Annotated in this window: 23 protein-coding genes and 1 pseudogene; 8 read left to right on the top strand and 16 right to left on the bottom strand. The window is 70.3% G+C overall.

What is annotated here, in order from left to right:
• Window positions 1-176 precede the first annotated feature (176 nt).
• Together OHA25_RS15725 and OHA25_RS15720 are read left to right on the top strand one after the other, a co-directional pair.
• The gene (locus OHA25_RS15725) at window positions 177-1,445 is read left to right on the top strand and encodes a glycosyltransferase (RefSeq protein WP_327588305.1); all 1,269 of its coding nucleotides are present in this window, start codon (window positions 177-179) and stop codon (window positions 1,443-1,445) included.
• Complete coding sequence (locus tag OHA25_RS15720) at window positions 1,442-2,674, top strand: cytochrome P450 family protein (protein WP_327588304.1); 1,233 nt, start codon at window positions 1,442-1,444, stop codon at window positions 2,672-2,674. The genes OHA25_RS15725 and OHA25_RS15720 overlap by 4 nt, the downstream gene beginning before the upstream one ends.
• Window positions 2,675-2,742: 68 nt before the next feature.
• Here OHA25_RS15720 and OHA25_RS15715 read toward each other — a convergent pair whose 3' ends face one another.
• From OHA25_RS15715 to OHA25_RS15695, 5 genes and pseudogenes are all read right to left on the bottom strand, one after another.
• Window positions 2,743-3,432: a TetR/AcrR family transcriptional regulator gene (locus tag OHA25_RS15715; protein WP_327588303.1), complete on the bottom strand. Its 690-nt coding sequence runs from the start codon at window positions 3,430-3,432 to the stop codon at window positions 2,743-2,745.
• 120 nt (window positions 3,433-3,552) lie between these two features.
• Window positions 3,553-3,924, bottom strand: coding sequence for a PQQ-dependent sugar dehydrogenase (locus OHA25_RS15710; RefSeq protein ID WP_327588302.1), 372 nt, complete (start codon window positions 3,922-3,924; stop codon window positions 3,553-3,555).
• Window positions 3,925-4,036: 112 nt separating this feature from the next.
• Window positions 4,037-4,693: pseudogene (locus OHA25_RS61345) on the bottom strand (PQQ-dependent sugar dehydrogenase); the annotation flags it as partial.
• 47 nt (window positions 4,694-4,740) lie between these two features.
• On the bottom strand, window positions 4,741-5,478 hold the full coding sequence (locus OHA25_RS15700; RefSeq protein WP_327588300.1) for an SDR family oxidoreductase: 738 nt from the start codon (window positions 5,476-5,478) through the stop codon (window positions 4,741-4,743).
• A gap of 197 nt (window positions 5,479-5,675) precedes the next feature.
• Window positions 5,676-5,861 (bottom strand): DUF2000 family protein, encoded by a 186-nt coding sequence (locus OHA25_RS15695; RefSeq protein ID WP_327588299.1) that lies wholly within the window; start codon window positions 5,859-5,861, stop codon window positions 5,676-5,678.
• A 212-nt stretch (window positions 5,862-6,073) separates the two neighbouring features.
• Here OHA25_RS15695 and OHA25_RS15690 point away from each other — a divergent pair, with 212 nt between their 5' ends.
• Window positions 6,074-6,460, top strand: coding sequence for an Lrp/AsnC ligand binding domain-containing protein (locus OHA25_RS15690; RefSeq protein ID WP_327588298.1), 387 nt, complete (start codon window positions 6,074-6,076; stop codon window positions 6,458-6,460).
• On the opposite strand, the gene OHA25_RS15685 is transcribed toward OHA25_RS15690, so the two are convergent.
• The 6 genes from OHA25_RS15685 to OHA25_RS15660 all read right to left on the bottom strand — a co-directional run bounded on the left by OHA25_RS15685 (window position 6,418) and on the right by OHA25_RS15660 (window position 13,880).
• Window positions 6,418-7,257, bottom strand: a complete 840-nt coding sequence (locus tag OHA25_RS15685; RefSeq protein ID WP_327588297.1) for an Atu4866 domain-containing protein — start codon at window positions 7,255-7,257, stop codon at window positions 6,418-6,420. The genes OHA25_RS15690 and OHA25_RS15685 overlap by 43 nt on opposite strands.
• Window positions 7,258-7,382: 125 nt before the next feature.
• Window positions 7,383-9,569 carry a xanthine dehydrogenase family protein molybdopterin-binding subunit gene (locus tag OHA25_RS15680; protein WP_327588296.1) on the bottom strand — a complete coding sequence of 729 codons (2,187 nt, stop codon included), beginning with the start codon at window positions 9,567-9,569 and terminating at the stop codon, window positions 7,383-7,385.
• Entirely contained in the window at window positions 9,566-10,549 is a 984-nt protein-coding gene (locus OHA25_RS15675; RefSeq protein WP_327588295.1) for an FAD binding domain-containing protein, read from the bottom strand. The genes OHA25_RS15680 and OHA25_RS15675 overlap by 4 nt, the downstream gene beginning before the upstream one ends.
• A complete protein-coding gene (locus OHA25_RS15670) occupies window positions 10,546-11,229 on the bottom strand; it encodes a (2Fe-2S)-binding protein (RefSeq protein WP_442942114.1) in 684 nt (227 codons plus the stop codon). Before OHA25_RS15670 ends, OHA25_RS15675 begins: the two co-directional genes overlap by 4 nt.
• A 159-nt stretch (window positions 11,230-11,388) precedes the next feature.
• Window positions 11,389-12,486: an NAD(P)/FAD-dependent oxidoreductase gene (locus tag OHA25_RS15665; protein ID WP_327588294.1), complete on the bottom strand. Its 1,098-nt coding sequence runs from the start codon at window positions 12,484-12,486 to the stop codon at window positions 11,389-11,391.
• 2 nt (window positions 12,487-12,488) lie between these two features.
• The gene (locus OHA25_RS15660) at window positions 12,489-13,880 is read right to left on the bottom strand and encodes a cytochrome b (protein ID WP_327588293.1); all 1,392 of its coding nucleotides are present in this window, start codon (window positions 13,878-13,880) and stop codon (window positions 12,489-12,491) included.
• A gap of 155 nt (window positions 13,881-14,035) precedes the next feature.
• Here OHA25_RS15660 and OHA25_RS15655 point away from each other — a divergent pair, with 155 nt between their 5' ends.
• Both OHA25_RS15655 and OHA25_RS15650 read left to right on the top strand, forming a co-directional pair.
• A complete protein-coding gene (locus tag OHA25_RS15655) occupies window positions 14,036-14,710 on the top strand; it encodes a hypothetical protein (protein ID WP_327588292.1) in 675 nt (224 codons plus the stop codon).
• A gap of 176 nt (window positions 14,711-14,886) precedes the next feature.
• On the top strand, window positions 14,887-16,200 hold the full coding sequence (locus OHA25_RS15650) for a family 43 glycosylhydrolase (RefSeq protein WP_327588291.1): 1,314 nt from the start codon (window positions 14,887-14,889) through the stop codon (window positions 16,198-16,200).
• A 118-nt stretch (window positions 16,201-16,318) separates the two neighbouring features.
• On the opposite strand, the gene OHA25_RS15645 is transcribed toward OHA25_RS15650, so the two are convergent.
• From OHA25_RS15645 to OHA25_RS15635, 3 genes are all read right to left on the bottom strand, one after another.
• Complete coding sequence (locus OHA25_RS15645; RefSeq protein ID WP_327588290.1) at window positions 16,319-17,104, bottom strand: DUF899 domain-containing protein; 786 nt, start codon at window positions 17,102-17,104, stop codon at window positions 16,319-16,321.
• A 110-nt stretch (window positions 17,105-17,214) separates the two neighbouring features.
• On the bottom strand, window positions 17,215-17,856 hold the full coding sequence (locus OHA25_RS15640; protein WP_327588289.1) for a response regulator transcription factor: 642 nt from the start codon (window positions 17,854-17,856) through the stop codon (window positions 17,215-17,217).
• On the bottom strand, window positions 17,853-19,799 hold the full coding sequence (locus OHA25_RS15635) for a sensor histidine kinase (RefSeq protein WP_327588288.1): 1,947 nt from the start codon (window positions 19,797-19,799) through the stop codon (window positions 17,853-17,855). The genes OHA25_RS15640 and OHA25_RS15635 overlap by 4 nt, the downstream gene beginning before the upstream one ends.
• Before the next feature lie 288 nt (window positions 19,800-20,087).
• Here OHA25_RS15635 and OHA25_RS15630 point away from each other — a divergent pair, with 288 nt between their 5' ends.
• Both OHA25_RS15630 and OHA25_RS15625 read left to right on the top strand, forming a co-directional pair.
• The gene (locus OHA25_RS15630; protein WP_327588287.1) at window positions 20,088-20,693 is read left to right on the top strand and encodes a hypothetical protein; all 606 of its coding nucleotides are present in this window, start codon (window positions 20,088-20,090) and stop codon (window positions 20,691-20,693) included.
• The gene (locus OHA25_RS15625; RefSeq protein WP_327588286.1) at window positions 20,693-20,839 is read left to right on the top strand and encodes a hypothetical protein; all 147 of its coding nucleotides are present in this window, start codon (window positions 20,693-20,695) and stop codon (window positions 20,837-20,839) included. The genes OHA25_RS15630 and OHA25_RS15625 overlap by 1 nt, the downstream gene beginning before the upstream one ends.
• On the opposite strand, the gene OHA25_RS15620 is transcribed toward OHA25_RS15625, so the two are convergent.
• Complete coding sequence (locus tag OHA25_RS15620; RefSeq protein ID WP_327588285.1) at window positions 20,840-21,985, bottom strand: FAD-dependent monooxygenase; 1,146 nt, start codon at window positions 21,983-21,985, stop codon at window positions 20,840-20,842.
• Between the two features lie 59 nt (window positions 21,986-22,044).
• Between OHA25_RS15620 and OHA25_RS15615 the strand changes: the two genes are divergently transcribed.
• Window positions 22,045-22,647, top strand: a complete 603-nt coding sequence (locus OHA25_RS15615) for a TetR/AcrR family transcriptional regulator (protein ID WP_327588284.1) — start codon at window positions 22,045-22,047, stop codon at window positions 22,645-22,647.
• Window positions 22,648-22,868: 221 nt separating this feature from the next.
• Here OHA25_RS15615 and OHA25_RS15610 read toward each other — a convergent pair whose 3' ends face one another.
• A complete protein-coding gene (locus OHA25_RS15610; protein ID WP_327588283.1) occupies window positions 22,869-23,333 on the bottom strand; it encodes a MarR family winged helix-turn-helix transcriptional regulator in 465 nt (154 codons plus the stop codon).
• Window position 23,334 lies beyond the last annotated feature (1 nt).

Genomic DNA, 23,334 nt, shown 5'->3' with positions numbered 1-23,334 from the left:
GCAGCAGGATAGCGAATGGCTGTGAGTCTTCAGAAATTTCCGAAATTTCGATATGTTGGAGGAATCGGCCCTGTGGCGGGTCGACGGTGTGCCGGGAAGCCTGGTCGGCGAGCAAGATCCACGTGACGTCGATGAGCAGGTGCGGCCGCCGGCCCGCCTGCAGACAGGAAACGCCGATGAAGGTCCTCATCCTCACCCACGGCACCCGCGGCGACGTGCAACCCTACGCCGCGCTTGCCCACGCCCTGCGCCAGGCCGGACACGAGGCGGTGCTGGGTGCCCCGGCCGCTTCCGCGTCCCTGGCCGAACCGTACAGCCTGCCGTTCGCGGCGCTGGACGACGGCCCGAACCGGCTCATCGACGACCCGGACATTCGGGAGGCGATCGAGACCAACTACCGGGGCCTGCGCGGCAAGAAGGCCGCGCTCACCGTCATCAAACGCACCAAGCCGCTGCTGGCCCAAGTGCTGGCCGACATGGCCGCCGCAGCCGACGGCGGCGCGGATGTGATCGTGCACCCGCCCGGCTTTCCCTGCCACCACATCGCCGAGCGCCTGGGCGTGCCCGCCGTGCCGGCCGCGATGCAGCCGGTGTGGGTGCCGACCGGCACGTTCCCCAACCCGATGCTGGCCGGCGTCACGGTACCCCGGGCGCTGAACCGGGCCTCGTACCTGCCCACCAGGCTGCTGTTGCGGACCTCCATCGCCGGCGTCGCCGACCGGTTCCGGCGCGATACCTTGCACCTGCCCCGGCGGCGGGGACGGCACGACGTGCTGCGCGCCCCTGACGGCAGCCCGGTCACCGTGCTGCAGGCCTTCAGTACGCACGTGCTGCCGCCACGGCTCGACTATCCGTCCTGGGTGCACACCACCGGGTTCTGGTACCTGCCCGCCGCCCCGGGGTGGACGCCGCCGGCGGAGTTGAGCGCCTTCCTTCAGGCCGGAGAGCCGCCGGTCTACATCGGCTTCGGCAGCATGGCGGGCACCGACCCGCGCCGCGTCGGCCGGATCGTCGCCGAGGCCGTCAAGCTGGCCGAGGTCCGCGCGGTCCTGGTCTCCGGCTGGGGCGGTATCCACCTCGACGACCTGCCCGACGCCATGCTCCTGCTGAACCAGGCGCCCCATGACTGGCTGTTCCCGCGCATGGCCGCGATCGTGCACCACGGCGGCAGCGGCACCACCGGCGCCGCCCTGGCCTCCGGACGCCCGCAGGTGATCTGCCCGTTCGTCGCCGACCAGCCGTTCTGGGCCTCGCGGATGCACGCGGCGGGCATCGCCCCGACACCCCAGCCGCAACGCGGGCTCACCCCGCACAGCCTGGCCGCCGCCATCACGGTCGCCGCCACCGACCAGGGCATGGCCGAACGCGCCGACAACCTCGGTGCACGGATCCGCGCCGAGAACGGCGTCCACACTGCCGTCAGAATCCTGGAGACCCTCGCATGACCACCGACCACGTGAACGCCGACCTCGCCGAACTGTTCACCGCCCCCGACCGCGACGCCTTCCTGGCCGGCCTCGCCGAGCACGGCCCCGTCACCCGGGGCCGCTACCTGGACGGCACGCCGATCTGGCTGGTCACCGGATACGACGAGAGCCTCGCCGTGCTGACCGACCCCCGGCTCAGCAGCGACATGGCCCGCCAGACCAAGCTGAACGTGGCGGCCGTCGCCGGGATACCCGAGGACGTGCGGCCGTACCTGACGCGCACCATGGGTGCCTACGACCCGCCGGACCACACGCGGCTGCGCAGGCTCGTTTCGCGCGAGTTCACCTCCCGCCGGGTGGAGCGGCTCCGGCCGCGCATCCAGCAGATCGTCGACGAGCTCATCGACGGCTTCACCAGGCACGACTTCACCGAGCACGACTTCAGCGGGCACGACGAGATCGACTTGATCGAACGTTTCGCCTACCCGCTGCCCGTCCAGGTCATCTGCGAGCTTCTCGGCGTGCCCCAGGCCGACCGCGGCACCTGGCGCGTCTGGAGCGAGGCCATGACCGGCGGCGACCTGGAGGCGATGGCGGCAGGCGCCAGGGCCCTGGTGGCGTACATGTCCGAGCTGATCGAGGCCAAGCGCGGCGACGGCGGCGACGACCTGCTGTCCGCGCTGGTCCGCACGCAGGAGGACGACGGCGACCGGCTCAGTACACATGAGCTGACCTCGGTCGCGATCAGCATCCTCATGGCCGGGCACGAGACCACCGTCAGCCTGATCAGCCATGGCGCTCTTCTCCTGCTCACCCATCCCGACCAGGCCGACCGGCTGCGCGGCGACGCGGACGCGATGGCCGTCGCGGTCGAGGAACTGCTGCGCCACAGCGGCCCGGCCGAGATCGCCCCGCTGCGCTTCACCCTCGAGCCCACCCGCGTCGGTGACGTCACCATCCCCGCCGGGGAAGCCGTTCAGGTGGTCAACGCCCTGGCCAACCGCGACCCGCGTCGCTTCGGCGACCCCGGTAGCCTGCGGCTCGACCGCGGCGACAACGCCCACCTGGGCTTCGGGCACGGCATCCACTACTGTCTGGGCGCCGCACTCGCTCGCGCCGAGGCCCAGATCGCTCTCCATACGTTGCTCCTTCGGCTGCCCGGGCTGCGGCTGGCGGTGCCCGCCGAGCAGATCGTCTGGAAGCCCGGCCTGATGCGCTCCCTGACCGCTCTGCCTGTGCGTCCATGAACACCGCCAGGGCGCTCCTCGACCCGGCCAAGAAACAGCCGATGCCGCTGTCGAATGACAGCATCGCCTCAGTTCTTGCCGATGCGGCTCAGCCATTCGCCGAGCAACGTGCGTTCCCCGTCCGTGAGGATGGTGGCCTCGTCGAGGTGAGCTTGGAGCGAGACCGCGGCGTTGAGCAGACCGGTGGAGGTGGCCGCGGTGACGGGGTCGGTGGTGATGGTGGCCAGGATCGACTCACGGGCCATCGTCGACAGAGTCATGTCGCGCTTCTCCGGTGGTGTGGCGATGAGCGTGAGCGTCACACCTTTGCCGGTGGAGTGGATGAGCTGAGCGGCGCGTTCTTCGGTGACGCGAAGCCGGCCGGCCTGGGCGACACGGTTGACCTTGTGCGCGAGGATGGCGGCGGATTGTTCTGCTGCCGGGGATTCGTGGCCGGGGCGCACGTCGCCGAAGATGAGGGTGTAGAAAGCCGGCTGCGCGAGGCCGAACTCGACGTGGAGGTCCCATCCAACGCGCAGATCCTCGACGGGGTCGTCGGTGTCCTCGAGCGCGGCCTTTTGGGCCAGGTAAGTGGCGAGGCCGAAACTGCCGGCGGCGTCGAGCAGGCCTTGCATGTCGCCGAACAGCCGGTAGATCGCTGGTGCTTGCACTCGGGCCGCTGCGCAGACGGTGCGCGTCGAGACGGCGTCGCGGCCGCCTTCGGAGAGGAGCGTCGCCGTGGCCTCGATGATGCGTTCGCGGGGGGCCTTGGCGGGCATAGCCGTAATGTACATCGGCCGCGTCCTCCTCATGTCGGCGAACCACGGACCGTCGCCGAGATTCGTGGTGTGTCGTACAGGTGAGGATGATTCATCACCGGCACCACCGGCTGTGCGCGCTCAACGTGGTTGCACGTCGACGCGCAGGATGCGGTCGTCACCGGGACGCGCGTCGGTTCCGCCCCAGGTGGCGCGGTCGGTGTTGGAGGTGATCAGCCACAGCGCCCCGTCGGGGGCGACCTCGACGGTACGGATACGTCCGTAGTCGCCCTCGAAATGCTCGACGGCGTCCCCGTCCGCGGCGTTGCCGGCGACCGGTAGTTGCCACAGACGTTGACCGCCGAGCGCGCCGATCCAGAGTGATCCGGCGGCGTAGGCGACACCCGAGGGTGAGGCGTCGTCGGGGTGCACGGTGAAGATCGGCGGCACTCCGGTGCCGCCTTGCACGCCCTCGGTTTCCGGCCAGCCGTAGTCCTGGCCGGGCCGGAGCACATTGACCTCGTCCCAAGTGCGGTGGCCCAGTTCGGAGGCGTACGCCGTGCTGTCGGGGCCCGAAGGCGATCCCTTGGACGTTGCGATGCCCGGAGGAGTAGATCGGCGAGTCGGGCGAGGGGTTGTCTCGCGGGATGGAGCCGTCCGGGCGGATCCGCAGGATCTTGCCGTTGAGCGCGGCGTCGTCGGCGGCGTTCTGCGGCTCGAACGCGTCGCCGGTGCCGATCCACAGGTTGCCGTCCGGGCCGATCACGATGCGTCCGCCGTGGTGGCGGTCGGCGGTCTGGATGCCGTCGAGCAGCACGCGGTCCTGCCGCAGCGATCGGAAATCGTCGGCGATGCGCAGGGCGACGATGGCGTTTTCCTGCGCCCCGGACACATAGGCGTAGACCGTGCGATCGGTGGCGAAGTCGCGTGAGGCGACGATGCCGAGCAGGCCGCCCTCGGAGCTGGCCACCACACCGGGCACCGCACCGACTGTCTGCGGTGTGCCGCCGCCGGCCGGGACTCGGAGGATGTCACCGCTGATCCGCTGCGACACCAGCGCGGACCCGTCGGGGAGGAACGTCAGCCCCCACGGCGCCTTGAGGCCGTTGACGATCTCGGTGGGTACGCCGAGAGTCGCGACTTGGCCGCCACTGCGCGTGGCGCCCGGCTGCACGTTGCCGGCGTTGATGATCGGCTCTTGAAAGGTCGAGCAGGCTGTCAGGCCGAGCGCGGCGATCAGGCTCACGCCCGTCGCGGCGCGTCGAAAGGGTCGATGTGACATGGCTCCGCCTCCTTCGACAAGGTCCTTGTCGTCCGACCTGCGGTTCGTCACGCGGCGCCGCCGTTGACGAAGATGGTCTGCCCGTTGATCCACCGGCCGTCGCCGGCGAGCAGGGACACCACTTGGGCGATGTCGTCCGGGTGGCCGAGCCGTTCCATCGGGTTCTGCTTGGCGATGCTCTGGATGAGGTCGTCGCTCTTGCCCTCGAGGAACAACGCCGTCGCCGTGGGTCCAGGAGCTACGGCGTTGACGGTGATATCCCGGCCGCGCAGCTCCTTGGCCAGGATCGGGCCGAGGGCCTCCACAGCCGCCTTGCTCGCGGCGTACGCGGCGTAGCTGGGCAGATTGAGCCGGGTGATCGAGGTGGAAAAGTTGATGATCGCGCCGCCTTCACGCAGCCGGCCGACCGCTTCGCGGGCGACGACGAAGGTGCCGCGGACGTTGGTGCGGTGCATGCGGTCGAACTCGTCGAGGTCCAGCTGGGCGACCGGCTTGAGGATCATGATGCCCGCGGCGTTCACGACAACGTCCACGCCGCCGAACGACTGCTCGGCGGTGTCGAACAGGGTCCTGACCGCGTTCTCGTCGGCCACGTCCGCCTGGACGGCTACGGCCCGGCCGCCGGCCTCCTCGATCGCCGCGACCGTGGATTTCGCCTCCGTCTCGTTACCGGCGTAGGCGACGACCACGTCCTGGCCGTCGGCGGCGAGCCTCAGCGCGACGGCGCGGCCGATCCCGCGGGATCCTCCGGTCACGACGGCAACCCGGTTCTGGTTGGAGGGCACCGTGTTCTCCTTCTCTGGTTTCAGTAGGTCAGGAATGCGCCGGGGTGAGCAGCTCGGCGCACGGTGGCGGCTCCGGTCATGAGGACGACAGACATCAGTGCTGCTCCCTCACATCACGGTAGCGCCGATACCAATGTATTGGGTAAAGGCGATGTGGTCAAGCTGCTATCAGAGCAGTGTTACTTGCGCTACCGCGATCAGGGCATCAGGGGCAGCCGACCCACGATCTTGTCGACGCGGTTGCGGGGTCCGACGATGCTGACGGGGTAGTAGTCGATGTCCTCGGCTCGGGTCTCTTTCACGGTGGCGAGATAGTCGGCGTAGACGCGGGTGTGTTGGGCCGCGGCGGGCATGTCGGCCACGAAACAGTGACCCCGATCCACCAGCGCCGGAGCCCTGCGGACGCCCCAAGCAAGGGCTACCTTGGAGCCTGCCTCCGACGATACGCATCAGCTGGACAACGTGTAGAGCCCCAGGAACCTCGCTTGAGCCTCGCGCGTTTCCTTCATGTCACCTCTCGACACAAGGACAACCATGAACTTAGGCCTTCCGGAACTCATCCAGCTGCTTGTGATGCTGCTCATCTTCGTCGGGGTTGTCGGCGGCGTGGTGTTCCTCATCGTGCGGCTGGCAACCCGCGGCCGAAAGTAGACGCCCGGTCCAGGCCCTCATCGCCATCCGGGTACGCCCGCCGTCGCGACGCACCATCGAAGGCTTCCGCAACTGGGTCAGCCGGCTGCCCGACACACTCGGCCTCTACGTGACCACCGGGTCCGAGGACTTCATCGTGCACGTCGCCGTCCCCGACAACGCCAGCCTGTACGCCTTCGTCATCGACAAGCTCACCGAACGCCCCGAAGTCGCCGACGTCCGCACCTCCATCGTCTACGAACACATCCGCAACAACCAGATCGCCCCCGCCCCCCTGAAAGAGCCCCGTCAGCCGGCGATCGGTCGCTTGCGCATAACGAACCCGGCGTGATGAAGCACTCCGTCGAGCAGTTCTCCGAAGGCCCAGAACCCGGTGTCGTCGAGGTAGGTGATGCGGTCGTCGTGGACCCAGTATCTGCCTGTGTAAGCATCAGCCCGGCCGTTGCGCGTCTCGGTGTACCGGCCGTCGGGGAGCAGGTGCTGCTCGAGCGCCCTTGACTCGTCAACCCAGACACCGTGCCATCCCCGGAGCTCGTCACCGGGGACGGCGGTCCCGGCCGGACGGGTGGGTTCGCCCTGCCACGCCTCGAGGTGTCCTGACACGACGACGGCGAGCAGGTCGGGCGGCTGGATGATCAGGATCTGCCCGATCCGGGACTCGCTCACACGCTCTCGGGTGACGGCGAAGGTCGCCGGGTTGCCGGGGGTCAGGTCGTAGACGCCGCGCCGGCACTCGGGACGGGCGTGCACCGCGCTGTCCACGAGCAGCGGAACGACGAACGCGCCATCCGCCTGGATCACGCGGGCCTCGGACGGAGGGGACTCCTTCTCGCGCGGACCGACATGCGTGATCCTTCCGTCCTCGGCCCACAGGTCTCCGCGTACGGTCTGTGACGGTGTGCCATGGATGGTGGCGTCGAGGACCACCAGGGCATCGGAGGCATCGCTTCCTGGCATCGGCTGTGCTCCTCGTGAGACCGTGCCGACCGCGGGATCGCCGGTCGGGGCCGGGTGCGGACGTACCGCATGGATCGCGAGGACGACGGTGAACACGACGGCCAACACGGGCGGCAGGAGGCGGCGGCCGGACGTCCGTGCGGCGGTGAGCACCTTGGGCGCGTCTCTCATGCGTCCTACCCTCGGCGGGATCGTGGCGCGGAAGAAGGCCGCGGTTCTCCTGGGCGTGCCGCACCCAGGCTCGCGTCGATCGGCCCCTGGCCTAGGAGCGCGGGGGCCGGGTGCCCCCGCGCTGATCAGAGCAGCTTGTCCCGGGTGAAGGGAACGTCCCGGAGGCGGCGGCCGATGGCGTGGTAGATCGCGTTGCCGATGGCCGCGGGCACGCCGGTTCCCGGCGTCTCGCCGAAGCCGCGGACCCCGCGCAGCTTGCCGTCCGGGTCCGGCTCCGACCGATCCACGAACAACGCCTCCACCGACGGCGTGTCCGCGCAGACCGGAACCAGGTAGGTGGACAGGTTGGGGTTGACGACCCGCGCCGTGTTCGGGTCCACCATCGTGTGCTCCATCAGGGCGAAGCCGATCCCCCACGTCACGCCGCCGATGACCTGCCCGCGCGCGGTCCGGCGGTTGAGCACGCGTCCCAGGTCGTGCGCGGTCACGACCCGGGTCACGCGCAACCTGCCCAGCCTCGGCTGGATCCGTACCTCCAGGAACACCGCGCCGAACGAGTGCCCGGGCGTGTTGTCCTGGCTTCCGGTCACCTCGACGGCGCTGCCGTGGCGGGTCACGACGTCGCGGTAGGTGTCCCTGCGGTCGCGGTCGCCCCGGGCGAACAGGCGCCCGTCCTCGGTCACGACCTCCTCGGCGGGCACGCCGTGCAGCGGGGAGCGCGGGTCGGCGACGGCGAACGCGATCACGGCGTTCCGCGCGCGCTGCGCCGCGTCGGCCGCCGAGCCGGCCACGCTGGGCATCGTGGACGACCCCGCCGACAAGGACGCGGGCGGGTACGTGGTGTCGCCGAGCAGCGTCGTGACGTGGCCGAGCGGCATGCCGAGCCCTTCGGCGACGACCTGGCTGAGCACGGTGTACGTGCCGGTGCCGATCTCCTGGGTGGCGGCACGCAGGGTCGCCCGCCCATCAGGGCTGATCGCGAGGTGGGCCTGGGACGGGATGAAGCCGTAGGTGTGGGTCTCGGTGGCCATGCCCCAGCCGACGTACTCGTCGCCGTCCCTGGTCGTGCCCGGCCTGGGGTTGCGCCCGGCCCAGCCGAACGCCTCGGCCGCGGCCCGGTAGCACTCCAGCAGTTGCTTGCCTGCGTAGGGCTGGAGGCTCTCGCTCTGCTGGTCGACCTCGGTGTGGTTACGGATCCGGAGTTCTACCGGGTCGATGCCGAGCTCGTAGCTCAGCTCGTCCATGGCGGTCTCGAGGCCGAAGTGCGCGGTCGTCTCCGGTGAGCGCATGTAGCTTGACGTCGGCAGGTCCAGCCGCACGCCCAGCTGCCGCACGTGGACGTTCGGGCAGGCGTACAGGCGGAGCGTGGAGTCGCTGCCGTTGTAGATGCCCTCGTCCGTGCGGGTCACCTGCGCCGTCGAGGTGTCGACGATGGCGGTCAGGTTGCCCTGCCGGGTGGCGCCGAGCCGGAGGTGGTGGCGGTATTCGGCGCGGTGACCGTTGGAGGTGTACATCTGCGCGCGCGACAGCACCAGCTTCACCGGCCGGCCGGCGAGCTGCGCCGCCGCCGCGGTGAGCAGCGTGTGCGGATAGGTGGGGCCCTTGGCGCCGAAGCCACCGCCCAGGTAGGGCGAGATGACTCTAACGCTCTCGGGATCCTCCTTGCCGAACGCGAACGCCACGGCGTTACGGGCGAAGACCACACCCTGGGTGCTCTCGTACAGGGTGAGCGTGCCGCCCTCCCAGACGGCGGTGGTGGTGTGCGGCTCGATCGGGTTGTGGTGCTGCATCGGGCTGCTGTAGGTCTGGTCGATGCGCACCTCGGCCTGCTCGAGCGCCGCGGCGGCGTCGCCGCGGGCCGACTCGTTGGGCCTGTTGCGGAACTTCTCCGGCAGGAACGCCTCGTCGAGCACGTCCGCCATCCGCGCGACCGGATCCTCCGCCCGATAGCGCACCTTCACCAGGTTCGCCGCCTCCTGCGCCTGCTCCAGCGTCTGGGCCAGGACGTACGCGACCGGCTGCCCGTGGTGGTGCACCCGCGTGTCCTGCATGGGGATGAAACGCCTGTTGAACGGGAAATCCGGCAGATTCAGCCTCGGCATGTCGGCGTGGGTGTAGACCGCGACGACGCCGGGATGCGCCAGTGCCGCCCTGGTGTCGATCTCCACGACCTCGCCGCGGGCGATCGTGCTCATCACCAGGAAACCGTGCAGCACGCCGGTCACCTCGTTGTCCGCGGCGTAGCGGGCGGCGCCGGTGACCTTCGCCCGGCCGTCCACCCGCGCCACGCCCTGCCCCACCAGCCCGCTCATCGAAGCCCTCCCAGATCGCTGAGGATGCTCACCAGCGCCCGCTGGACGAGCTCGACCTTGAACCTGTTCCCCTCGTACGGCTCGGCTTCCCTGACCAGAAGCCGGCCCGCCTCGGCGATCGCCTGCGCGGTCAGCGGCCGGCCCCGCAGCGCCGCCTCGACGCGCGTGTCCCGCCACGGGCGAGTGCCCACGCCGCCGAACGCCAGCCGCACGTCCCGCACCACGCGGCCGCTGGTCCGCAGCGCCGCCGCCACCGACACCACCGCGAACTCGAACGTGGCCCGATCACGCAGCTTCAAGTAACGCGTATGCGCGGCCAGGGAGGTGCGCGGCACGTCCACCCAGGTGATCAGCTCTCCCGGTCGCATCGGGGTCTCCCGGTCCGGTGTGGACCCGGGAAGGAGGTAGAAGTCAGCGATGGGCACGGCCCGATCGCCGCCGGGGCCGATCAGGTGCACGGTCGCGTCCAGTGCGATCAGCGCCACCGCCAGATCCGAGGGGTGCGTCGCGATGCAGTGGTCACTGCCGCCCAGGATCGCGTGTCCCCGGTTGTGCCCGGTGATCGCCGGGCAACCGCTGCCCGGGACCCGCTTGTTGCACGCCGAGGCCGAGTCCCGGAAGTACCCGCACCTGGTGCGCTGCAACAGGTTCCCGCCGATCGAGGCCATGTTGCGGACCTGCGGGGACGCCGAGGCCAGCAGTGCCTCCGACAGCACGGGGAATTCCCGCCGCACCCTGGAGTGCTCGGCGACATTCCGCATTCTGGCCAGCGCTCCGACGCGAAGCCTTCTGGAGTCGAAGGCGACACCGTCGATGCCGAGGCGGTTGACGTCAACGAGGTGGTCGTGGGTCTCCGCGCCGTCCCGCATCAGGTTCAGCAGGTCGGTGCCGCCCGCCACGAACGTCGAGTTCGGTGTCCCGGCGGCGATCCGTACCGCCTCGGCCGGGCTGCTGGCGACCGTGTAACCGAAGGCCCTCACCGCCGCACCTCCTTCGCGGCGTCGGCGACAGCGGCGACGATGTTCTGGTACGCCGCGCACCGGCACAGGTTCCCGCTCATCCACTCGCGGATCTCCGCCTCCGACCCCGTGTGCCCCTCGTTGATGCAGGCCACGGCGGACATGATCTGACCAGGAGTGCAGGCACCGCACTGGAACGCGTCGTGCCGGATGAACGCCTCCTGCACCGGGTGCAGCTCCTCGCCCCGCGCCAGCCCCTCCACTGTGGTGACCTCGGCCCCACCCCGCATCACCGCCAAGGTCAGGCAGGACTTGACCCGCTCACCATCGACCAGCACCGTGCACGCCCCGCACTCACCCCGGTCGCAGCCCTTCTTGGTGCCGGTCAGGCCGAGTCGCTCACGCAGCGCGTCGAGGAGGGTCACTCTCGGCTCCAGGACGAGCTTGCGCAGCTGCCCGTTGACCGATAAGGCGACCTCCACCGACGCCCCGGCGGCGACGGCGTACGCCGATCCGGCCGCGGTGCGCACTGTTTCGGCGGCGGCCGGCGCTGCCCCCGCGCCCGTCCCGGCCGCTGCCGCTCCCGCCGCGGCCACCGCGATGGATTTGAGGACCGTGCGGCGGCTGTGCAGGAGTTTCTCGGTTTCGGGGTCGTGTTCCCCGTCGTCGTGGACGAAGTCGGCGTCGTCTGAACTATCCATGGTTGCAACCTTTCGGAGCCAGACCACGATGCTCGGTACCGATGACGCTCAGGCATCAGGGACTGCTCCCCACATCGCGGTAGCGGTGATACCACCGTATTGAGTAAAGGCGATGTGGTCAAGCTGCTATTAGATTGTTGTTACTTCCGCTACCACGATTCATGCCACCCGCAGCGGCTGCTCCCACGTCCGGACCAGATCCACGATGGAGTCGTGGATCCTGTGCTGGTACGGTCGGCGCGAGCCGTACCCGATGGAGGCCGCGACGTTGCCGCCCGCCAGCCGGCCTTGGCGCAGGGCATGCTGCCCGCTCATCGGGGTGATCTTGCCGGGCCTGGTGAGGTCGGGGACGGCGGCCACGTCGCCGCAGACGTGGATCTCGGGATGGCCGGGCACGGCGAGGTGCTCGTCCACCCTGATCCTGCCTTGCTCGGCCGCCAGTCCGAGGTTGGTCACGAGCGGATCCGGGCGTACCCCGAAGGTCCACACGATCGTGCGGGTGGGGATGAACTCGCCGTCGGTGAGCCGCAGCCCCCGGGAGGTGACCTGGCCGAGCGAGGTCTGCGTACGGACCTCCACACCCCGCGACCGCAGCATCCGTGCCGTGGCCCTGGACAGGCGGTGCCGCATGTCAGGCAGCAGCCACTCGGCGGGATCGGCCAGGATCCAGCGGATCGGCTGCTCGCGCAACCGCGGGTCGCGGCAGGCGATCGACTGGGACAGCGACTGCCCGGCCGAGGCCGCCGCCGTGCCCGCGTATCCCGCGCCGAGCACGACGAACGTGCAGTGCGCCGCGCGTTCGAAGGGATCGGTGCTCGCGGCGGCCAGGGAAAGCTGCCGGTGGATGTGATCGCGCAGCTGGAGGGCCTGGCCGACGTTGTGGAAGCCGACGCTGTGCGCCGAGACCGCGGAGACCTGGGCGACTTCGCTCACGCCTCCCGCCGCGACGATCAGCCGGTCGTAGTCCAGCACGCCGCCGTCGTAAAGCACGCGGCGGGCGTGGGCGTCGATGTGGGTGACCGTGCCGAGCACCACCCGCACGCCCGGCAGCGTCTCGGCCAGCGGCACGCTCACCCGATCCGGGCTGAGGACGCCCGTCATCACCTGCGGGAGCAGCTCCGGATGCAGGGCGGCGCCGGTCGGGTTGACCAGCACGATCTCCGCGCCGTCTCCCACCTTGCGCGACAGGGTGCGCGCCGCCTGATATCCGGCGACCCCGGCTCCGACGATCACCACCTGTGGCCTGGTCGATGCCACGGTCATCTCCCCGAGGTGATCGCCGGCTCGCGGCGCTCTTGCTGCGCCGGCGCCAGCCGCTCGTGGAATCCGCCGTCCGGGGACCGCGTGATGATCCCGGTCTCCACACCGTGCTCGGCCACATGGTGATCCGTCTGCTGAAGTGCGAGGCAGATCGACCGGGTGATGACGAAGGCGAGGACAGGACCGATGACCACGGCGAACCTGAAGAAGATCGTCACAGCGTCGACGGTGAGGTGGAACTGGTGGGCGATCTGGTCATTGGCCGCGGCCGCCCACAGCAGGCCGTAGAACGTGACGCCGGCGGCCGCGATGGCCGTCTTCACCGGCGTCTCGCGTGGCCGATCGAGCAGGTCATGCGCGGGCCTCTCGCGGGCCATGCGGCTCGTGGTCTTGGGCCGGCCCAGCGCGTCACGGCGGCTGCGTCGCGAGCGGAGGAAGCGCTCGACCATCGGGTACGCGGCCAGGGCGGTGAAGAAGACCCCGGGGACGACCAGGGTGGGGACGAGGACGGCGAGGCTGAGCGTGTAGTCCCCGAGGGTGAGTTCCCACGCGGGCATGATCCGGAGGGCGCCGTCGAGGAACCCCATGTACCAGTCGGGAACCGAGCCTGCCGAGATCTGCGTCGGCTTGGCGGGGCCGTACAGCCAGATCGGGGCGATCTGGAATCCGAACCCGAGGATGATCAGCATGCCGATCGTGGCGAGCGCCATCATCGGGCGTGCGTTGCGCCGAGCCGGCAGCGAGGCGATGAACCGGGAGTGGCCGTGCCGCCGCACCAGCAGCTCACGGGCGATCAGCAGCGCGGCCATGACGACCGCGACCAGCAGGTGCCCCCCGTACATGACCGGAATGACCCTGTCGCCGGGGAAGTCCGGGCCGAACAGCAGCGACATCGCCCAGGTTCCCACCACGGGGATGGACTGCACGACCGACATGATCAGCCACAGGCTCCCGCCCGACAGCATGTCGTCAGGCAGGGCGTTGCCGGTCTCGCCCGCGGCCATGCCCAGCGCCAGCAGCGTCACCCAGATCAGCCACTGCCCGGTGCGCGGGCGGCGGAACGCGCCGGTGAGGAACATCCGCAGCAGCTGCAGCACGACGGCCGCCACGAAGATGAGCGCCGCCCAGTGGTGGGCCTGGCGGATGAGCAGGCCGCCGCGCACCTCCAGGCTCAGATGCATGGTCGAGTCGAAGGCCTCGCTGACGAAGAGACCGCGCAGCGGGCCGTACGAGCCGTCATAGGTCACCTGGGACATGCTGGGCTCGTAGAACACCATCAGCACCGCCCCGGTCACCGCCAGAACGACGAACGACCAGACGGCGATTTCCGCGAACATGAACGACCAGTGGGAGAACTGAAACGAGCGGCGCTTGGCCAACAACGAAAGCATTGGAACCCCCTAACCTTGCCTACTCACAAGACGCAATCAGGCCGGGGGTTTGTGACAGCGATGCGCCGCCGGTGACGGTGATCCGCGTCACTGCGCGCGTTTGAGTAGGGGGCTACTCAAGACGACCCGGCGATCGGGATCACACGCTTGATCCCATGAATCGTCGCTTCGCCGTCAGCGGGCTGTTGATCGCGATCCTGTCCCTCAGCTTCCTCACCGGGTGCGAGCACCAGGGCGATCAGGCCGGCGCCGATCAGCCGCCCCAGGCGCAGCCCAAGAACCCACCGCCGGCCAAGAAGGGCTTCTGCCCCAAGGCCGGGCCGATCACCCGCTCGCTGCTGCCCTCGCTCGAGGGCGTCGAGCGGATCGCCACGAACCCCTGCCTCGGGGTGAACGGCTTCCTCGGCCTCGTGCTCGACGCCATCCCGCAAGAGGAGATGGATGCAAAGAGGGAATTGCGCAGGTTCCGCACGGGGCTGACGAGCTTCGCCAAGCAGGTCGTCCTGGTGGCGGATGCCGTGGACTGCGCGTACGAGAACGACCATCTGGCGATCTCGGTCTACCAGGATCCCGAGTACAGCTGGTCGCTGGGCGTCGTGGCCGTGGTGCGAGGCGACGTGGAGGCGTTGGCGGAGGATGCGGTCTGCCTGCTGGCCAAGCAGGTGGAATTCATTCCTGGCTTTGGCGTGCGGGCGGAGGGTCCCCCGACAGCCACGTTCTGCGCCGACACCGTGCTCCGGGAGGCCCAGGGCTACCAGTTCAGGGTCATCTGGCTGGCCAGCTCCGACAAGATGTGCCGCAGTCTCTCGGGCAGCATCAAGGATGCCTAGTGCGGATGGCTCACCGACAGGTGCAGCGAGTCACCGGCGAGCGCCACCATCCGCCCCCGACGCGGGCTCCTCGAACGTGTCGCCGAGCATGAACAGGATCCGCCCGTCAGGCGAGCCCCTTCCCTGCGGCGCCGTAATCGCCTATACCCGAGATTACGGATGATCGGAGGTCCCCCATGCGGCTGCTCGGCTGTCTCTTCCTGGTGTGCAGCGCCGCCGCGGCCTGGTTGCCGGCAGCCGGGGCGGCGTCGGCCGGACCCGCGGGGGCCGCCGTGGCCCCGACGGCCGTCATCCGCGCCGACTTCCCCGATCCGGACGTCATCCAGGTCGGCTCCACCTTCTACGCCTACTCCGCCAGCAGTTCGGCCGGGCGCATACCGGTCGCGAGCGCGCCGTCCGCCACCGGCCCGTGGACCGTACGCGGGGACGCGCTGCCCGCCAAGCCGTCCTGGGCGGGCAGCGGCGGCTTCTGGGCGCCCGACGTCTCCCGTCTCCCCGACGGCCGCTACCTGATGTACTTCACCGCCCCCAGCACCGCGACCGGGCGCATGTGCATCGGCGCCGCGACCTCGGCGAACCCGCTCGGCCCCTTCCAGCCCGCCGGTAACGGACCGCTCGTCTGCAACGCGAGCGAGGGCGGCGACATCGACCCGTCGAGCTTCGTCGACACCGATGGCAAGAGGTACCTGGTCTACAAGAACGACGGCAACGCCGTCGGCCGGCCCACCATCCTGTGGCTGCAACAGGTCGGCGCGGACGGCGTCACCTTCGTCGGCGGCCGCACTGAGCTCATCCGCAACGACCGGCCCGAGGAGGCCGGGGTGATCGAGGCTCCCGTGCTCGTCAAGCGGCCCTCCCACTACGTGCTCTTCTACTCGGCCGGCTCCTACACAGGCAACGGCTACTTCACCAGCTACGCCGTGTCCCCGTCGCTCACCGGGCCCTACACCAAGGCGTACCGGCCGCTGATGACGACCGCCACCTTCGACGGGGCCGTCCAAGGCCCCGGCGGGACCGACGTGCTCGGCAACCGCGTGTTCTTCCACGGCTGGGTGAGCAACGCACGCCACATGTACACCGCGGAGCTGGGCTGGGCCGACGACTACCCGGTGGTCCGCGGCAGCCGGGTCCGCTACGAGGCCGAGCGGGGCACGCTCAACCATGCCGAGGTCCGCACCGGCGCGGCGGGCGCGTCCCAGGGCGCCGTGGTCGCCAAGATCGACTACGCGGACAGCTGGGTCGACGTCCGGGTGTTCGCGCCGGTCGCCGGGGCCTACACCGCGTACGTGGCCTACGCCGCCGGGTACGGCGACGCGCAGCACCTGGTGACGGTGAACGGGTCGACGCAGTTGGCGCTGAGCTACCCCAACCGCGGCTGGGACAACTGGACGCAGGTGCCCGCCCAGCTCACGCTGACCGCCGGCTGGAACACCCTGCGGTTCCAACACCAGACGCGCTGGGCCGAGCTGGACTACATCGAGATCAGCTGACCGGGCGCTGTCCTCGGCTTCTGCAAGCCGTACACCCGTGGCGGCTGCTCCCGCGCCCAGGCGATCCCACCGCGGACCAAGTAGAAGATCGCGTCCTGGCGCCGTCGACGAAGGTCTGTCAGTGGTGGTGGCCGCGCCGGCCGAGGGTCTCCACGGGGGTCGCGCCGGGGCGGGTCCACTGCGGCACGGGGCGGCCGGTCGGGCCCCAGGTGGCGTTCCCGTCCGCGTCCGAGCGCCAGGACCAGGACGGGCCGCGCCCCTTGTTGGGCCAGCCCTGGGGGTTGTCCTCCCACGTCTCGCCGCGGCCGTAGGGCGTCATGTCGAGCAGGCCGAGGGACCCGTTGACCCGCTCGTTGCCACGGCCCGTGGTGGAGTAGGTGAGGAACACGCGGTCGCCGTCGCGCAGGAAGCAGGTGAGGTAACCCATTTCTCCGCCGATCGGCGCGTCCACGTCGCGCACCGAGTACCAGGGCTGGGTGTAGCCCATGAACTCGGCGAAGGAGGCCACCTCGTCCCACGGGCCCGTGGTCAGGATGGCGAACGAGACGCCGCGGGCGTTGAGGTAGACGGCGTCCTTCAGGTGCCAAGCCGTGGTCGTGCAGCCCTCGCACTGCCCCTGGTGCGGCGCGCCGTCGTACCACATGTGCTTGTAAACCACGAGCTCGTCCCGGCCCTGGAACAGGTCCAGGAACGGGACCGGACCATCGGGTCCGACGACCTCGACCGTCCCGTCGAGCTCCACCATCGGTAGCCGGCGGCGGGCCGCGGCGATGGCGTCGCCCTCGCGGGTGTGGGCCTTCTCGCGGACCAGAAGCTCATCACGGGCGGCCTGCCAGGTGGCCAGGTCGACGATGGGCGGCCGGCCGGGCAGCGCGGTGGTCGGGTCACTCGGCGTGGTCGTCATGGTGTCCTCCCGTGGTGTCTGGCGCCGGGCGTCGTAGTACGACGCCCTACGACGGTCACCAGAACAGACCCGCGACCCGGCCGGAACTCATCGCGCCAGGGGAAGCCGTGTCATTCGCCCAAGCCCGCGCGGCGGGCGCGGACCACTGCCTGGGCGCGGTCGGCCACCTGGAGCTTGGCGAAGATGGACGTGAGGTGGTTCTTGACGGTCTTCTGGCTGAGGAACAGGACCCGCGCGATCTCCGCGTTGGACTTGCCGGAGGCGAGCAGGTCGAGGATCTCCCGCTCCCGCTGGGTGAGCTCGGGGAACGGGCCGCTGTCGGGCCCGCTGGTCAGGAAGCGGCGGATCCTGCGCGCCACGCCCGGCCCGTACACCGCCTCTCCCCTGGCGACGGCGGACACGGCGGCGAGGAAGTCGGGACCGGCGGTGCCCTTGAGCACGTAGCCGCGCGCGCCCGCCCGCAGCGCGGCGAACACGGACGCGTCGTCCTCGCTCATGGTGAGCACGAGCACGCCGAGGTCGGGGCGGCGGTCGATGAGCTGCCGGGTCGCCTCGGTGCCGGACATGCCGGGCATGACGAGGTCCATCACGACGACGTCGGGTTCGAGGGAGAGCGCGAGCTCGATGGCCTCCTCGCCGTCGCCGGCCTCGCCGACGACCTCGGCGCCGCCGATCTGTTCAAGCAGCGCCTTGAGGCCGTGGCGGAGCAGCGGGTGGTCGTCCACCAGCAGCACGCGAATGGGGTCGTTCATAGGGGAAGCACCGCCTCCACGAGAGTCCCGCGCCCGGGCTCGGACGAACGTCGCAGGTCACCGCCCACTTCGGCGGCGCGTTCTCGCATGCTGCCGGATCCTACGCCCTCGCGCAGCGGCTCCGGCAGGCCGCGCCCGTCATCGCGGATCCGCAGCACCAGCCGGTCGGGCACGGCCGTTGCGGTGATCTCCACGTTGGCGGCGTCGGCGTGCTTGAGCGCGTTGGACAGGGCCTCCTGCGTGATCCGGTACGCGGCGACCTCCACGGCGGCGGGGAGGGCGGGCAGCGGTTCGGGGATGGTGACGGCGACGTTCGGGCCCAGCTGGGCGTCCAGCGCGAGGTCCTCCAGGGCTCCGGAGAGGCCCAGCTCGTCCAAGGCCGGTGGGCGCAGGTCGTGGACAATCCTCCGGACGTCTCCGACGATCGCCTGGGCCAGCTCCCTGACGCCGGTGACCTGCTCGCGCAGCTCTGGTGGCGCCGTGGCCTCGATCACGTACAACCTCACCCCGATCGTGGCCAGGTCCGCGCCGAGGCCGTCGTGCAGGTCGCGGCGCAGGCGGCGGCGCTCCTCCTCGCGCGCCTTGACCAGGCGCTCGCGCGAGTCCCTGACCTCCGTGGCCAGCCGCACCGCCGCCAGGGCCACCGCCAAGTGGGGCGCCAGATCGTCGAGCACCGCCCGATCCGCCCTGCTCAGCGGCTCCCCTGGAGAGCGGGGCGCCGCCCGGAGCTCCCCCTCCGTCCGCCCACCGCTCAGCAGCGGGATGCGTACGCCATCCTCGGGAACGCCACCGAAGACCGAGACGGGAACCCCGGCGGCGGTGAGCACGGCGACGGCCGGCACCCGCAACGTTCGCGCCACGGTCTCGGCCGCGCCGTCGAGCAGCTCGGTCGGCGCGGCCGTCGCCTCCAGCCGCTGCCCGAGATGGGACAGGGCCGCGGCGGGCTCCCCCCGGTTGCCGAACAGCAGGCGGCTCACGGCCCGCTGCACGGCATCGCGCGCCGGCGCGAACGCCACCGCCACGACGCCGGTGGCCAGCAACGACTCCAGAACACCGCCTTGCTGCCTGAACAGCCCGTTCAGGGTGGTGACGGTGGCCATGTAGGCGCCCAGCAGCAGCGCCGCGACCAGGACGTACACGACGGTACGCCGGATCAGCACCTCGATGTCGAACAGCCGGTATCGGAAGATCGACACGGCGGTGGCCAGCGGCAGGGCAGGCAAGGTCAGCGCCAGCAGCCAGATCCCGACGGACCACGTACCGCCGGAATGGGCGGAGTCGACGAGCGCCGCCAGCGCGATGGCGACGGCGGCCGGGAGCACCGGCATGAGCTGACGCCGATCCTGAGCCCGCCGCACCCGCACGACCAGCGCGACCGCCCCCACGACGGCCGCCACGCTCACCACCACCCCGAAACAGGCTGCGATGATCTCGGTCGGCACGAACCCCACCGGGCTGGGCCGCTCACTCCCCCAGACCCACACCATGTCCCTGAACATGAGCACGACCTGCAGGATGGCCAGCGCCGCGATGAGCGCCCCCATGACCGGCCGCCACCTCCGCGACGGCAACCGCCCGTCGGGCAGGAACGCCGGCAGCAGGAACAACGGCCCGAACCCGGTGAAGAACACCCAGTTGACCACCCAGGAGCTGAACTCGGTGCCTGGCCATCCGTGGGCTTGGCCGTACACGCTGTACCCGCCCGCCAGCGCCTGCAACGCCAGCCCTGTGCCGCCCAGGCAGAACAGCCACCCGATGGGATTACGGGGTTGCCGCGCCACGATCAACGCCCCCACCAGCGGATAGGTCAGCCCTACGACGGCGTCCAGCAGAAGGTACGTGGCGTCCTGGACCGGGACGTTGACCGTGAGAACGGTGCCGATCAGGACGGCCGCTGCGGCCGCACCGGGAATCGCCCAGGGCTGCCAGGTGGAAACACGCACAGGAGCATCGTCCAGTCATGTCCCATCCAGGGCAATGGGACCAGAGTCCCGCCCCGCCCGGGACCTCGCGGGCCCCACCAGTAGGCCGGAGGAGGCCCTTCCCCAAACCGGGACCCGATGGGGACCCGCCGCTCAGGCGGGTGGGACCGGTGGGCGGGTGGACTGCTGGTCATGCACACGACATCGCCCCCGGTCACACGCCGAGTCACCGGACGGGGTCGTCGCCGTGCCGCTCCGGCACCGGAGCGGACCCACCGCCCGGCGGAACCCGAAGGAGAGAAGAAGACCATGAACATGCGAATCCTGGCCGGCAGCCTGGTGGGCAGCGGCGGCATCCTGTTCGCCCTCGGAAACGTCCTGCACCCCCTGGAGCACAGCGAAGCCGCCCACTCCGCCCCGACCTGGGAGGCGGCACACCTCATCTTCGCTCTGGGCGGCCTGCTGATCACCGCCGGGCTCCCCCTGCTGATCGCCGTGAGCCAGGCGCTCCGGCCGTCCAAACTGGCCTCGATCGGCGGGGTCATGCTGGCGATCGCATTCGCGGCCCTCGCTCCGGGCGCCTGGTTCGAGGCGTACGTCGCGCCCCTGCACGGCGTCGCCGAACAGGTGGAGGCCGGTGGCGGCGGCGCGGTCAACGCAGTGGCCGGGATGATGTGGATGGCGTCGCTGGTGGCGTTCGGGGCGGGGCTCGCGTGGCGCGGAGCGCGGCGGTCGGTGCGGCTGGCGGGCGCGGCACTGCTGGTCGCCGCTCTGGTGCTGGTCGTCGGTCCGGGCCTGCCCGTGGTGGAAGGGCTGGTGATCATCCCGGCAACGGTTGTGGCCGGTCTCGGGCTGCTGGCCGTGGGCGTGGCATCGGCGCGTACGACCGCCGAGCCCGTCCCCGTGAACGCCTGATGTCGTCGTCCCGCCACACCCGGTGCCATCTCGACGACCGGATCGAGGAGGTGTGGCGGGGAACCCTGGCCCTGACCGCCGCCATCTGGCACAACCGCCACACCGGCCGGCCCATCACCCGATCGCTGATTGCCTACGACCACTGATTAGGCGTGCCAGAGGGCGGCAAGCTGCCGGGTGGCCAGCCGGGATGGTATCGCGCGCAGCAACGCGTCGCGAAGCCACGCGGCGACGCCGGTCTGGGAGGTCAGCCGCGATTGCCGGGACGCCGCCCGCATCATGCGGTTGGCGCTGGGCCTGCGCTCGGCGTCGTAGCGCAGGAGCCGCTGGGCGACGTCTGACGGCTCTGCGCCGCTCAGGTGGCGGGTTAGTGCGGCCGCGTCTTCGAAGGCCTGGCTGGCGCCCTGGCCGAGGTCGGGTGGCATGGCGTGCGCGGCGTCGCCGAGGAGCGCGACCCTGCCGACCGTGAACGAGGGCAGGGGTTCGGCCAGGCGAGCGATCGGGTCGACGTAGATGTCGGCGGGCGGGGTGGCCTCGATCAGTGCCGTGACGAGGGGGTGCCAGTCGGCCATCAGGGACAGCATCTGCCGGCGTGCCTCCTCCGCGCCGGGCGGCGTGCCGTGCAGGACGGAGTCGGTGAACCAGTACAGGCGGTGCTCGCCGACGGGGAACAGGCCGAACATCGCCCCGCTGCGGCGGTCGACCAACTGGCTGGCGAGCAGGTCTGTTACCGGGCCGGGAGGGCGGGGCAGCATGCCGCGCAGGTCCATCCGGCCGGTCCGCCGTAGCCCGGGGTGGCCGGGAAAGAGCTGTTCGCGCAGCTTGCTGCCGATGCCGTCGGCCGCGATCACGGCGTCCGCTCTTGCGACGGGGTCGCCGTCGCTGATCACGGTTACCCCGGTGGGGTCGGGCTCCAGGCGCTCGACCGGGGTCGCGGTTCGCACCAGGTCGGCGGGCAGCGGGGCGCGTAGCGCCCGGTGCAGTTCAGCCCGGTCGATGATGGCGGGCGTCCCGACCTTCTGCTGCGCCTGGACCGCATCGGTGATCAGCAGCGGGCGTCCGCGCCAGTCCCGCAATCCCGCGCGGGCGGCAGGCATGATGTGCCCGCGAACGTCTTCAGCCAGCCCCAGCGCGTCCAGCGCGCGGAGCCCGTTGGGCATGACCACGATCCCGGTGCCCGCTTCCCGGAGTTCGGCGCCCCGTTCGAAGAGTGTCACCTCGTGGCCCAGGCGATGCAGCCCCACCGCGGCCGTCACTCCTCCGAGCCCGGCACCGACCACCACGATCCTCATGAGACCTCCTCGCCTATTCACTACGATCGTACTAGTACGGCTATTGGTAGCATGGTCGCATGCCGCCCACCAACCCGGCCCGTCGCCGAGCCCTAACCGATGCCGCCATCGAGCTACTGGCGTCGTCGGGCGTGCATGGACTGACCCACCGCGCGGTGGAGAAGGAAGCAGATCTCCCGCCGGGAACGGCCTCGAACTACTTCCGCAGCCGGGAAGCGCTGCTGGTGGCCGCCGCGGAGCGCATCGCCGAGCTGCATCACGCCGACACCGACCGGGCCACCGGGCAGCCCGCGACGCTGGTCCACCTGCTGACGGAATCGCTGCTCACAGCGGCGACCACACTGCGCAACCGCTATCTGGCAATCTTCGAACTTCAACTGGAGGCCGTGCGCCGGCCGCTGCTCGCCTCGGCGCTCGCGGGCCTGCAGGACATGTCGGTGCAGATCACCGCCGGGCACCACGACAAACTCGGCCTCGCCATCCCACGCGAGAAGATTCCCGCGCTGATCGCGCTCTACGGGGGTGCGCTGTTCACCCTGGTCACCGCGCCACCAGGGAGCGTCAGCAGGGACGTCGTCCAGAGCGTGGTTCAGGTCATCGTGTACGGCTGTGCCCTACACGATGAAAATCCTGAATCGGTGCGGCAGGGCCGCCACACCTAGCGCAGCTTCCGGACCCCGGCCCCGTCATTAAGCGGTCGGCGACGGTGCCGATCGGCGCGGCGTCGGGCGCCTTCAGGTACCGACAGCGCTCTGCGCGCAGCACACCCGCGTTGAGCTCGACGCGTCGCTGCTGAATTGAACTCCAGACCGAGAAAGACGCTCGGCCGGGAAACCCTGGCCGAGACGGCTGCGCGACGGCAGGCCGCGTGACGTTCTGGTTCTCAGGGCTGTGTGACGGGCTGGTTCGCGACCGCAGAGGCTGCGCAGGAGGCAAGGTCCTCGCGTAGCCGGCGCTGCCGCTCCTGCGACAACGGCGCGAAGATCTGCCGTTCGACGGCGCGCACGGCGACACTGGCCTCGTGCAGCGTCGATTGTCCGGCTCCGGTGAGCTCGGTTGGCAGTGCACGCCCATGAGCGGCGTGAGCAGGCCGGGTGAGCAGGCCCCGCTCTTGTAGCCGGCGAAGGACGACGTTCATCGACTGGCGCGTGACGAAGGCTCGGCGGGCGAGTTCGGAGTTGGACAGTCCCGGATGCTGGCCGAGCAGTTCGAGGCATGCGTATTGGGCAACGGTGAGACCCAGTGGACGCAGCACCTCATCCATCGCGGTGTGCAGTGACGCTTGCACCTGCTTGAGGACGTAGCCCACCGACTGGTCAAGGTCCCCAACGGCCTCGTCTTGCGTCATG

It is taken from the genome of Nonomuraea sp. NBC_00507, assembly GCF_036013525.1.
In the GTDB taxonomy this organism is placed as follows: Bacteria; Actinomycetota; Actinomycetes; order Streptosporangiales; family Streptosporangiaceae; genus Nonomuraea.
Note: the sequence above shows the minus strand (reverse complement) of the source record. Positions and strands in the feature narration are given on the sequence as shown.